The organism is Marinobacter sp. B-12 (genome assembly GCF_056857915.1).
Window position 1 is genome coordinate 26,896 of the sequence record NZ_JBSXOB010000065.1, and the last position, 12,264, is coordinate 39,159.

Annotated in this window: 10 protein-coding genes and 1 tRNA gene; 6 read left to right on the top strand and 5 right to left on the bottom strand. The window is 56.8% G+C overall.

Annotation, left to right across the window (positions count from 1 at the left end):
* Nucleotides 1–59: 59 nt before the first annotated feature.
* The 3 genes from AC13D2_RS20780 to pyrF are packed head-to-tail and all read left to right on the top strand — an operon-like array spanning nucleotide 60 to nucleotide 2,275.
* Nucleotides 60–362, top strand: coding sequence for a LapA family protein (locus AC13D2_RS20780; protein ID WP_300496763.1), 303 nt, complete (start codon nucleotides 60–62; stop codon nucleotides 360–362).
* On the top strand, nucleotides 362–1,531 hold the full coding sequence (gene lapB / locus AC13D2_RS20785) for a lipopolysaccharide assembly protein LapB (RefSeq protein WP_292046198.1): 1,170 nt from the start codon (nucleotides 362–364) through the stop codon (nucleotides 1,529–1,531). The genes AC13D2_RS20780 and lapB overlap by 1 nt, the downstream gene beginning before the upstream one ends.
* A 33-nt stretch (nucleotides 1,532–1,564) precedes the next feature.
* The gene (gene pyrF, locus AC13D2_RS20790; RefSeq protein ID WP_482939111.1) at nucleotides 1,565–2,275 is read left to right on the top strand and encodes an orotidine-5'-phosphate decarboxylase; all 711 of its coding nucleotides are present in this window, start codon (nucleotides 1,565–1,567) and stop codon (nucleotides 2,273–2,275) included.
* Between the two features lie 491 nt (nucleotides 2,276–2,766).
* Here pyrF and AC13D2_RS20795 read toward each other — a convergent pair.
* Nucleotides 2,767–2,842 (bottom strand) — tRNA-Asn (locus tag AC13D2_RS20795).
* Nucleotides 2,843–2,911: 69 nt separating this feature from the next.
* The gene (locus tag AC13D2_RS20800) at nucleotides 2,912–4,096 is read right to left on the bottom strand and encodes a pyridoxal phosphate-dependent aminotransferase (RefSeq protein ID WP_482939112.1); all 1,185 of its coding nucleotides are present in this window, start codon (nucleotides 4,094–4,096) and stop codon (nucleotides 2,912–2,914) included.
* A gap of 233 nt (nucleotides 4,097–4,329) precedes the next feature.
* Here AC13D2_RS20800 and uvrB point away from each other — a divergent pair, with 233 nt between their 5' ends.
* Complete coding sequence (gene uvrB, locus AC13D2_RS20805) at nucleotides 4,330–6,366, top strand: excinuclease ABC subunit UvrB (RefSeq protein WP_292046241.1); 2,037 nt, start codon at nucleotides 4,330–4,332, stop codon at nucleotides 6,364–6,366.
* Here the strand turns inward: uvrB and AC13D2_RS20810 are convergent.
* A complete protein-coding gene (locus tag AC13D2_RS20810; RefSeq protein ID WP_292046191.1) occupies nucleotides 6,363–7,475 on the bottom strand; it encodes a GNAT family N-acetyltransferase/peptidase C39 family protein in 1,113 nt (370 codons plus the stop codon). The two genes, uvrB and AC13D2_RS20810, sit on opposite strands and share 4 nt — an antisense overlap.
* A 241-nt stretch (nucleotides 7,476–7,716) precedes the next feature.
* Here AC13D2_RS20810 and AC13D2_RS20815 point away from each other — a divergent pair, with 241 nt between their 5' ends.
* Nucleotides 7,717–9,216 (top strand): RimK family protein, encoded by a 1,500-nt coding sequence (locus AC13D2_RS20815; RefSeq protein ID WP_300496771.1) that lies wholly within the window; start codon nucleotides 7,717–7,719, stop codon nucleotides 9,214–9,216.
* A gap of 8 nt (nucleotides 9,217–9,224) precedes the next feature.
* On the opposite strand, the gene AC13D2_RS20820 is transcribed toward AC13D2_RS20815, so the two are convergent.
* Nucleotides 9,225–10,391: a cation diffusion facilitator family transporter gene (locus AC13D2_RS20820; RefSeq protein WP_292046187.1), complete on the bottom strand. Its 1,167-nt coding sequence runs from the start codon at nucleotides 10,389–10,391 to the stop codon at nucleotides 9,225–9,227.
* 374 nt (nucleotides 10,392–10,765) lie between these two features.
* On the opposite strand from AC13D2_RS20820, the gene AC13D2_RS20825 reads away from it, so the two are divergent.
* Complete coding sequence (locus tag AC13D2_RS20825; protein ID WP_292046186.1) at nucleotides 10,766–11,788, top strand: quinone-dependent dihydroorotate dehydrogenase; 1,023 nt, start codon at nucleotides 10,766–10,768, stop codon at nucleotides 11,786–11,788.
* A gap of 214 nt (nucleotides 11,789–12,002) precedes the next feature.
* Here AC13D2_RS20825 and rmf read toward each other — a convergent pair whose 3' ends face one another.
* Nucleotides 12,003–12,212 carry a ribosome modulation factor gene (rmf, locus tag AC13D2_RS20830; protein ID WP_040474610.1) on the bottom strand — a complete coding sequence of 70 codons (210 nt, stop codon included), beginning with the start codon at nucleotides 12,210–12,212 and terminating at the stop codon, nucleotides 12,003–12,005.
* Between the last annotated feature and the right edge of the window lie 52 nt (nucleotides 12,213–12,264).

Sequence of the window (12,264 nt, forward strand, 5' to 3'; positions counted from 1 at the left end):
GGAAAGACGTTAACCAGGTCCTGAGATAAACAACCAGGTCCGTGTGGAGCATTGCGACTATGGCCGGATTTCAGAAGGTCCTTCTCATTCTGCTGGTATTGGTTCTGGTTCTGGTAGCACTTGTTTTCTCCCTGAATAATCAGATGGCAGTCTCCCTCAATTTTCTGCTCTTTGAGACTCAGCCTCACGGTGTTGCCGTCTGGATTATCCTGTCTTTTGTGATCGGCGCTTTGATCGGAGTTCTGATTACCATGCTTGCAACCGTTCGCACATCGGTTTCCCGCCGTAACCTCGAAAAACGACTTGCTCGTACCGAGCAGGCATTGGAGAAATCCAGGGCCCAGAACGACCGGACGCTTTAATGGATATAGTGCTTCAATGGCTGCTGTTAACGGTTGCGGTGGCCGCCGGCTGGTTTGTCGGGCGGATGGGCAGTACCAGGGAACGCTCCAAAACGCCCATCTCCGATGAGGAATCCGTCAAGGATCGTCTGCAATTCCTGTTCACCAATTATTCCGATCAGGCGGTTGAGAACTTCGTTCAGTCCCTGGCTGTGAACAAGGAAACGGTGGGCCTGCACCTATCCATCGGCGCCCATTTTCGCCACAAGGGCGAGACCGACCGTGCCATCCTGATTCACCAGAACCTCCTCGCCCGTCCGGAGCTGCCCCCGCGATACTCTCAACAGGTCACCTACGAGCTGGCCATTGACTACCTGAACGCAGGCCTTCTGGACAGAGCAGAAGCATTGCTTCATCAACTGATGGGCGACAGGGAATACGGCCGTAAGTCTTCATTACAACTGATTGAGCTGTATCAGCAGGAAAAGGAATGGGGTAAGGCAGGGCAGGTCGCCCGTACATTGACGACCGGCGACCACGATGCACGCATGTACAAAATGCTGGCCTATATAACCTGCGAGCAGGCTGAGGATGCCCTCAAGCACGACGACCGCTGGATGGCACAAAAGCTATCCAAGGAAGCGCTGGAGTACGATCGTTCCTGTGTCCGGGCCACGTTTATCATGATGAAGTTGCTCATTCGCCAGGGCAGCTACCGGGACGCAGCCAGCCAAAGCCTGAAAGTCTTCGATCAGAATCCTGAGTTTGGCTCCGAGGCGGTGGACAGGCTGATGAAGCTTGAGCGGGAACACGGCGATGTGGGTCGTCTGGTCAAAAAGCTTGGCAAGTTCTACGAAGCCTGGCCGAGCACAAGCTTGCTGCTGGCGCTGGTTGAATCCGTGGAGCGCACGTCCGGCCGCATGGCTGCAATCGAGTTGCTGCGCCGGGAACTGGAAGTCCGCCCCAGCGTCCGCGGTTTGCTGCGCCTGGTGGAGTTGGCGGGCTATGAAAAGGGCATGACGACGGACGAAGGCCGCCTGGTCAGCCGCATTGGCCACCTGATACTCGCCAACCGCCCGGTATACCGATGTGTAAACTGCGGTTTCTCCGGCCAGCAATTGCATTGGCTGTGCCCCAGCTGCAAGCAGTGGGAAACCGTTCGCCCAATCCAGGGCGTGGAAGCTGAATAACCCGAAAACACGACATTCTGCAGGAAACTGACCGTGCAAACCCCCGATAGTCCCCGAATCATCGTTGCCCTGGATTTCCCCTCTGATCAGCCCGCGTTGGCTCTGGTTGATCAACTGGACCCCGCGAAATGTCGCCTTAAAGTCGGCAAGGAACTGTTTACCCGTTCAGGGCCGACTCTGGTTCGTGACCTGCAGAACCGCGGCTTCGACGTTTTCCTGGACCTGAAATTCCACGATATCCCGAACACAACGTCCGCTGCGGTGGCGGCCGCGGCGGACCTGGGTGTCTGGATGGTGAACGTGCATGCCTCTGGCGGCGAGAAGATGATGACCGCCTGTCGTGACCGTCTGGAAAGCTTTCGCAAAGACAGGCCGTTGCTGATCGCCGTTACTGTGCTGACCAGCATGGGGCCGGAGGACCTTGCCGGTATCGGCATCACAGATTCTCCGGAAGCCCAGGTATCCCGCTTGGCAACCCTGACCCGCAACTGCGGCCTGGACGGCGTCGTCTGCTCCGCACAAGAAGCGCCGGCGTTGAAAGCGGAGCAAGGCAAGGATTTCAAACTGGTCACCCCGGGTATCCGTCCGCTGTCTGCGGACAAGGGCGACCAGCAGCGCATCATGACGCCCACAGAGGCCCTCAAAGCCGGGTCCGACTATCTGGTCATCGGTCGCCCGATTACGCAGGCTGCTGATCCTTTGGCTGCGCTGGAGGCTATACACTGTGAGGTGGTTGGCCTCTAACCGTGGTTTATGGTCTGATTCTGTTCTAGCCTGATTGTATGGTGCTTCGGTGCGGTGGTGGCTCCCTCCCAAAAACCGCTTCTAGTACGTCCATGTACGCTTGGGCTCCGCCATCCATGGCTCCGCACATTTTTGGGAGGGAGCCACCACCGCGCCGGTTTGAACTCTCAGATATCGCTGTTAGACGATTATTATTGATAGCCGTGGTTATTGATCTTGTGGTGTAAGCATAGGGTGTACTGGCGCAGCGTAATCTGTTGCGACAACTCCCGAAGCTGATTCAGGCGAGGTAGGGATTCCTTCCCAAAAAATGTGCGGAGCCATGGATGGCGGAGCCCAAGCGCACACGGACGTGCTTGTAGCGTTTTTTTGGGAAGGAATCCCTACCTTGCCGTGGCAACGTTACAGACAGGCTAGGGCCCAAGGACAGCTTCAAAGTACCAAAAACAAAAAAGCCGCTAATCCAGAGGACTAGCGGCTTTTCGGAATAGTGGCTCCCCGAGCTGGGCTCGAACCAGCGACAAACGGATTAACAGTCCGTTGCTCTACCAACTGAGCTATCGGGGAACGTCGTCGTGTGACGAGGCGCGTATATTAAGGTTACCCCAACGCCTCGTCAACCCCTTGCCAGGATTTTTAGCCCAGCGCTTTCTGCAAACGCTCAATGGCTTGCTTCAGCGTATCAAGGCTGGTGGCGAAGCTCAGGCGCATATGGCCCGGCGCACCGAAAGCGGAGCCTGGCACCAAGGCCACGCCGGCTTCCTTCAACAGCTTCTCGGCAAACTCCACATCATTGCTGACGTCAGAATCGGCTTCGATGGCTGCCTGGAAACTCGGGAACACATAGAAAGTCCCGTCACCGTGCAGGCATTCAACGCCGGGCAGGGCGTTCAGGGCTTCCACCAGGTAGTCATGACGTTCCTTGAACGCCGTGACCATTTCCTGCACACAGTCCTGAGGGCCATCCAGAGCTGCGGCTGCAGCTGCCTGGGAAATCGAGGCCGGGTTGGATGTGCTTTGGGACTGGATTTTCTTCATCGCGCCAATGATTTTTGCCGGGCCTGCCGCATAGCCGATGCGCCAACCGGTCATGGAGTAGGCCTTGGAAACGCCATTGAGCACGAAAGTGCGATCGTACAGCTCCGGTGTGGCGTTCAGGATGTTGCAGAACGGCTGACCGGTCCACAGGATCGGCTCATACATGTCGTCGGTGGCGATCATGATCTGCGGATGCTTCTTCAGCACCTCGCCAATCGCCTTCAGCTCGTCCAGGCTGTAAGCCATGCCACTGGGGTTGGAAGGGCTGTTGATCACGAACAGGCGGGTGCGCTCTGTGATGGCGCTTTCCAACTGCTCCGGGGTGATCTTGAAGCGGGTATCGGCGCCGGTTTCGATGATAACCGGCTTGCCTTCAGCCACCAGCACCATGTCCGGGTAAGATACCCAGTACGGCGCAGGAATAATGGCTTCGTCGCCCTTGTTCAGCGTGGCCAGCGCGAGGTTGAAAAAGCTCTGCTTGCCACCACCACTTACCAGGATCTGGTTGGCTTTGTATTCCAGGCCGTTGTCCCGTTTGAACTTCGCAATGATCGCCTTTTTCAGTGCGGGCGTACCATCCACAGCGGTGTACTTGGTCTGGCCGTTGTTGATGGCTTCGATGGCCGCCTGTTTGATGTGATCCGGGGTATCGAAGTCCGGCTCGCCGGCACCCAGGCCAATAATGTCCTGGCCAGCAGCGCGTAATTCCGCTGCCTTGTTGGTGACTGCGAGGGTGGGAGAGGGCTTGATTGCCTGTACTCGGCTGGAAAGTTGAAGGTCCAAACTTGCGCTCCTTAAAGCTGCGTCTGATAGGGCTCCGGCGGCTTCGGGGTAGTGGTTTTCACCATGTTCAGGCCGCCTTTGACGATTCAGATGGTATCATGAAGCCCGCGTGACGATAAGTTTCTCTGCAGATTGCACCTTTTGATATTCGCGGTGCGATGCGTTGCCCAGATCACTTTTGATTGAATGAAGGATGTCTCCAGACTATGGCCACTTCAGAAACCGGCGCGCTCATGAAAGACGGCGCCTTCAAGGTGGATTCCCCGTTTCAGCCAGCTGGGGATCAGCCCAAAGCCATTGATGGGCTGGTGGACGGTATCCACTCCGGCCTGGCACATCAGACGCTCCTGGGTGTGACCGGCTCGGGCAAGACCTTTACCATTGCCAACGTCATCCAGCAGGTTCAGCGGCCGACCATCATCATGGCCCACAACAAAACCCTGGCGGCCCAGTTATACGGCGAGTTTCGTGAGTTTTTCCCGGACAACGCGGTGGAGTATTTCGTTTCCTACTACGACTACTACCAGCCGGAAGCCTATGTGCCATCTTCCGATACGTTCATCGAAAAAGACGCCTCCATCAACGAACATATAGAACAGATGCGCCTGTCGGCGACCAAGGCCCTGCTGGAACGGCCGGATGCCATCATTGTTGCCACCGTATCCTCCATTTACGGCCTGGGCGACCCCCAGTCCTACCTGAAAATGATGCTGCACCTGGACCGGGGTGACCAGATCGACCAGCGTCACATCCTCCGGCGCCTCGCCGAGCTGCAGTACACCCGCAACGATGTTGAATTCCACCGGGCCAATTATCGGGTGCGTGGGGACGTGATCGATGTATTCCCGGCGGAATCCGAGAAAGAAGCCATCCGCATTGAGTTGTTCGATGACGAGGTGGAAAACCTCAGTTACTTCGATCCCCTGACCGGTGAGGTTCTTCGGCGTGTGCCCCGTGTCACCATTTATCCGAAATCCCACTATGTCACGCCAAGGCAGAAAGTGCTGGATGCCGTTGAGCGCATTAAGGTCGAGTTGGATGAGCGCCTGCAGCAATTAAGGGACAACAATCGCCTGGTGGAAGCGCAGCGTCTGGAAGAGCGCACCCGCTACGACATCGAGATGATGTTGGAGTTGGGCTACTGCAACGGCATTGAAAACTACTCCCGGTACCTGTCAGGTCGCCAGCCGGGTGAGGCGCCCCCGACACTGTTCGATTATCTGCCAGCCAATGCGATGCTGGTGGTGGACGAATCCCACGTTACCATTCCCCAGATCGGCGCCATGTACAAGGGTGACCGTTCCCGTAAGGAAACCCTCGTGGAGTACGGCTTTCGGCTGCCCTCTGCGCTGGATAACCGGCCCATGCGCTTTGACGAGTGGGAGCGGATTGCACCTCAAATGCTGTTCGTCTCCGCCACCCCCGGCAACTACGAAGCCGAGCACGCAGGGCAGGTGGTCGAACAGGTGGTGCGGCCAACCGGTCTGCTTGACCCGGAAATCGAAGTCCGCCCGGCCTCTACCCAGGTGGACGATCTGCTCTCGGAGATCCGCCTGCGCACCGACGTCAACGAACGGGTTCTGGTGACCACGCTCACCAAGCGTATGGCCGAAGACCTGACCGACTTCCTCATGGAGCATGATATCCGTGTGCGTTATCTGCATTCGGATATTGATACCGTAGAGCGTGTTGAGATTATCCGCGACTTACGCAGGGGTGAGTTTGATGTACTGGTGGGCATCAACCTTCTGCGGGAAGGTCTGGATATGCCAGAGGTATCACTGGTGGCTATCCTGGATGCTGACAAGGAGGGTTTCCTGCGCTCGGAACGTTCGCTGATTCAGACCATTGGTCGCGCCGCCCGTAACCTCCATGGCAAAGCCATTCTCTATGGCGACCGGATCACCGGATCCATGCAGCGGGCCATCGACGAAACCGGGCGCCGCCGGGCGAAGCAGGCGGCCCATAATGAGGAGCATGACATTACGCCGCAGGGTCTGAACAAGAAGATCGCGGATATCATGGAAGGCGCCGGTGGCGGCAGCGGTCGCGGTCGTCGTAAGGCCGAGCGTCCGGGCGAGAAAGCGGCCGAGGAGGCGGAGAAGTACCGTGCCAAGGCGGGTAACCGCTCGCCGGAAGAGGTTCTTAAGGAGATCACCCGTCTGGAAGACGATATGTACAAGGCCGCCGCGGATCTGGACTTCGAGACGGCTGCGCGGTTACGGGATGATATTTCCGAGCTTAAAGAGGCCGCCTTGCGGACCGGCTAACGCCTTGGTCCTACAATGACTGCTGCCTGCAATGGTTGGTTCTTGCCGTATCGGGACATACGGTCGAACACCCGGCGGTCTACCGGCAGGTATTGCTTGTCAGCGACGGTCTCACCAACCTCCGTATCGATTTCAGGGTCGTGCAGGTATACAAACTGATCATCCATCGCACATACCGTCACCCAGTGGGGCACGCGGCTGCGATTCAGTTGCCAGGTGCTGATCAGGATCACCGGCACACGGCCATCGTGGAGGGCTGCCTGAATCCCATCCAGGGTGAGCGGATCGTGATGGAGTTCGATACCGGTCTGGCCGATGTCGTAGAGAAAACCCTCGTGTACCAGTTCCAGTACTCGCTTCTTGTCGTCGTTGCGAACCGTATCCTTGAATAGGGCACCCTCTTTGCTGATGTAGGCACTGGCGTGGAAGCCGCGGTGCCAGGCAGCCAGTGCCAGGCCGTGGGGGCCGCAGCCACCGTGGCCGGCGAGCATAAAGATGGTGGTGGCTTCACGCCAGAGTTTCAGTTCTTCCAGGGTGGTCATCGGCTGCTGCTCATCCAGGGCTGCCATGGCCATGATCAGAGCCGCCGGGCCGCAGGAGAATTCCGTGGTCTGAGGGTAATAGGGCACCGCCGGATATTCCCGGGAAGGCTCGTAATAGAGGATGCGGCGCTCGAAGCGCAGGGCGGTGCCGTGGTCTTCGTAGTAGTCCCGATAGGTGCCGAACTGGCGATAGCCCAGGCGTTGGTATAGCCGTATCGCCGGGGCATTGTCTTCCCGCACTTCCAGCCTCATCACGATGCGGCCTGCGTCGACCGCTGCAGCTTCTGCTTCCCGAACCAATTGCTCGCCTATATTTCTGCCGCGTTCCGCTGGCGAAACAGCAATGGAATAGATTCGCGCCAGCCGGGTGGCCGCACTCATTAATACCAGGCAGTAGCCCAAAAGCTCATTGCCGGCCATCGCGACAATCAGCCGGTCCCGGGGCATATCCAGAAAGCGCCGGAAGCTACGCCGTGAGATCCGGTCGTCGGTGAAACACCGGTTCTCCAGCTTTACCAGTGCGTCCAGGTCATCGCTTGTGGCGTGACGAAAAGCGAGTGATGTCATAATGAAAGAACTCTGGATAACAAAAATGTGACGGCTTCGCCGGGTTGAGCACTGGTGGCTATTATGAGTGAGCGCCTACCTTGCCGATAGCGTGCAATCATGCGTAAAAGCACGCATTTCGTGCTAATTGTAGGCTAAAGCGTTCCGGCGTATTGTTGCGAGATTGTACAGGCACCATCGATGTATGGTTGGCCTGTGTTCCCAACGCTTCCGGCACTGCCTTCATGGAGGAATGCCACTGATGTCACGATTGTTGATTGTTGTTGACCGCGCCAAGGACTGGGCACCGTATTACCCCAGCGAAGACGTGCTTACCTTTGATCAGTATCTGCAGTTTTCCGCGCCCACCTCGAGCCGGGTGCGGGTGATCAACCTGTGCCAGAGCGCCCGTTACCTCAGTCGTGGCTATTACTGTTCGTTGCTGGCCGAGGCTCGTGGCCATCATGTTGTGCCGTCTGTGATGACGCTTAACGACCTCAGCCGTAAGGGGCTGTTTTCGCTGCAGCTGGATGAGCTGGATGCCAGCGTCATCAATTGGCTTGAGGCGGCCGGGGCGGAAATCGAACCAGCCGGTGACAATAACCACGCTACGCGCGAAGTGCGTGTCCGCACGTATTTCGGGCAGGCAGAACATGGGGATTTGAAGCCGGTTGCGCGTGCTTTGTTCGATCGTTTCCCGTGCCCGGTTCTGGAAGTGGTTTTTCGCCGTGGGAAAAACTGGCAGATAGCGTCCATGAAACCGGGTTGTCCCGCGGACCTGAAAGGGAAAGAACAGGATGACTTTGCGGCGGCGTTTGACCGTTTCAGCAGTATGGTTTGGCGCAAGCCCCGCACCCGCCGTCGTTATCGGTTTGATCTGGCGATGCTGGTCAATGACGACGAGGAAATGCCGCCCAGCGACAAGGAGGCGTTGGAAAAATTCGAGAAGGCCGGCCGCAAGCTGGGCATCAACGTGGAGCAGATCGGCCGCCGCGATTATATGCGGCTACCGGAATACGATGGCCTGTTTATTCGCGAGACCACAGCCATTGATCATCACACCTATCGTTTCGCCCGTAAGGCCGAGGCAGAGGGCATGGTGGTGATTGACGATCCGGTGTCGATCCTGCGATGCACCAACAAGGTCTATCTGGCCGATCTGCTGAACAACAACAGAATCCCGACACCGAAAACCCTGATCCTTTCCAAAGACCAGAAAGACAGCGCTGAACAGGTGATTCGTGAGTTGGGCTTTCCTGCGGTTATCAAGATTCCTGACGGCGCCTTTTCGCGGGGAGTCACTAAAGCGGAGGATGAAAAATCTCTGCGGGCGGGCCTGAAAGAGCTGTTCAAACAGTCGGCACTGGTACTGGCCCAGGAGTACCTTTACACCGATTATGACTGGCGTATTGGGGTGCTCGGCGGACGAGCCATTTATGCCTGTAAATACTACATGGTGGAGGGGCACTGGCAGATCTACCAGCACGGTGGCGAGGAAGTGGATAGCGGTGGTTTCGATACCATGCCGACGTACGAGGTGCCCCGGAACGTAATCCAGGCAGCGCTCAACGCCACACGTCTGATCGGCAATGGCCTTTACGGTGTGGATATCAAGCAGTCCGGTAACCGTGTGGCAGTCATTGAGGTAAACGACAACCCCAGCATTGACGCCGGAGTTGAAGACCGGTTTCTGGGTGGGGAACTGTACACGCTGATCATGCAGGAGTTCCTGTCCCGCATGGAGGAAAAGCGGCGTCGCTAGACGCCCTGTCAGTTCTCAGTATGAGCGTGCCAGATTCTGAGGCTGCCAAACCACGGGTAGCGGGCCAGTTCCTCGCTGATCCTATGGGCGTCAGGAAGCGCTTCGGATTCAGGGATCTCCATAAACAGTTCCATATGGACCCGGTTGCGGAGATAGTGAAGCCGTAGCCGGTTGTTGGATGGAAGATTGTCGATGTGTTGCAGGAGTGCCTCGCGGATTTCCGCCCGGGCAGGAAGCTGCTCGGAGGTCTGGGGATGGATTTCGTTGTTCTCGGCATCAATGTGAAAATTGATGTCAAGAATGTTGTCCAACGAATCACGCATGGCTTTTACCACCTGCATTCCTATTTGATGCCCCTCCGAAACGCTGATCTCCGGCGACACAACGAGGTGCACATCCAACAGGATGTCGTGTCCCATGCGGCGGCTGCGAAGTTCGTGCACGTTGCGCACGCCGTCGGTCTTACTGGCGATGTGTTTCAGTGCTTCGGTATCTTCCGGGGAAAGGCCAGTATCGACGAGCTCTTTTACGCTGTCCCAGGTGAAGCGCCATCCGATGTGAATGATGATTCCGGAGATGATCACTGCCGCGAGAACGTCCAGCCACAGATAGCCCAGCATGGCGCCCATAGTTGAGAAGAGCACCACCACGGAAGAGAGGGCATCAGTGCGACTGTGCCAGGCATTGGCGATAATCAGGTCCGAGCGGATCGCTACGCCAACCCGGCGGGTGTAGCGATAGATCCATTCCTTACTGGCAACGGATATGAAGGCCGCTACCAACACCGGCCATTCGGGAATGTTCACGGTGCCGCCGTCAAGGAGGCGCAGGGTGTTGTCCCAGGCCAGGGCCGCGCCAACAGCAATAAGAATGCTGCCGAGCACCATGGTACCCATGGTTTCTATGCGTTGATGGCCATAAGGATGATCCTCGTCCGGTGCCTGACGGGAAACGCGCATGACGCCCAGCACGACCAGATCCGATGCAACATCAGTAAACGAGTGAATACCGTCCACTACCAGTGCCTGGGAATGAAACAGCGTTCCTGCGATAACCTTAATGAGGCCCAGTACGCCATCCAGCACCATTCCGATAAACGTCACCCGCGACGCTGCCTTGCGCTCCTGGGAAAGTCCTTTGTGTTCTTGGGAGGAAAAGGGCTGCTGGTCTGCCATTCGAGATTCTCCAAAGGGGCAGGTAGTTAGTATAACGAACGTATCGCTGTATGTTTTATGCACATGGGCGGAATCGTTGAATAACGTGACACCCTCTGACTGATTGGTCTTTCATAACAAAAAAACAGTCATAACGTATTGATAAATATAAACAAATAAACTGATCAAAAATTGATCAATTTGTAGGCTGGCGCGAATATCAAGGGTTCGGCAGCGTTGCCCCGCGATTTTCAACAGGGTTATCCACAGATTCCGTGGAAAAGGTCACAAGAGCTTAACGCGACAGACATTTAGCCGTCATATTTAAGGTGTAGGGCGATGCTGTGGAAAACTTCCGGTATACTCCGCATCGTTCTCGATCAGGGAGATTCTGTATGTATGGCATTATGCGCGAACTGTTGTTCCGGTTGCCACCGGAGACTGCTCATAGCCTGACGTTGTCGGGGCTCGATATGGCAGGAAAGGTCGGGCTGCTCCAGGCGCTCGTCAGCAAGCCGAAGCCGCTGCCAACCAAGGTGATGGGCCTGGAGTTTCCCAATCCCGTTGGGCTGGCTGCGGGCCTCGACAAGAATGCCGATCATCTGGATGCCCTGGGCGCATTGGGATTTGGGTTTATCGAGGTAGGCACTGTCACGCCTCTGGCCCAGCCTGGCAACCCGAAACCGAGAATGTTCCGGCTCCCTGATCACAGCGCGATTATTAACCGGATGGGTTTTAATAATCATGGTCTTGAACACCTGCTGGATCAGGTAGACAAGCGTCGCTACGCTGGCGTACTGGGTATCAATGTTGGCAAGAACAAGGCGACACCCAACGAGGAATCCGAGTCAGATTATCGCAAAGGCATCGCAGCGGTGTATTCCCGCGCTGACTACATCACGGTAAACGTATCATCCCCCAACACGCCAGGTCTGCGAGATCTTCAGTTTGGTGACTCTCTCAAGAGCCTGATGCACGCCATCAAGGATGAGCAGGCGCGTTGCGAGAAGGAGCATGGGCAGTATGTGCCATTGGCGGTGAAGATCGCCCCGGATATGGACGACGATGGGGTGCGTTTTGTGGCCAACGCCCTGAAAGCGTCGGGGTTGGACGGCGTCATAGCCACTAATACCACCATTAGCCGCGAAGCCGTTGCCGCCGGGCATCGGTATGCGGATGAGGCAGGGGGGCTCAGCGGCGCGCCGGTAAGAGCGTCTTCCACGCGGGTGATTCAGGCACTGTATGCGGAACTGGGAGAGTCGTTACCGATTATCGGGGTAGGCGGCATTACCGACGGTGACAGCGCGGCTGAGAAAATTCGTGCCGGCGCAAAGTTGGTGCAGATTTATACCGGTTTTATCTATCGAGGGCCGGCGCTGATCCGGGAGTCGGTCAACGCGATTCGGCGTTTGACTTGATGCGGTGGTGAGAACGGTGTGCCATGAGGTGCGCCAGGAAGCGAGGCCAGAAATAAAGTGGGCCCGCTTAGCGGGCCCGTGCGGGGAATGAACCCCGTGGCGTTTCATCGCATGGTACGGGTCGGGAGGACCCGTTTGGGTTGCTCTGGGTACTGCGCCAAATTGTGTGTTGTTGAAAGATCAGATTAAAGATTCGGGGTGCTGACAAACAACGTTATGCCGTTACGTTTGCCAGTCTGTGGATGCCGGATACGCCGGTCATGCCCTCCCATTGATCTGTGCGGCCTTCTCGCCACCCGTTAAGCCATTCCTGGCGAACTTCCGGCTGTTCCAACGGGCAACTGTCTTTTGCTTTACCGGACACACCGGCCAGGTAACCCCGTTTGAATGCACGAGCGTACATATCTCTTTTCTGTCTTTTCATGCCGTTCCTCACTGATGGATTAACAGAACAAGTGTGTACACATCTGCTGTGG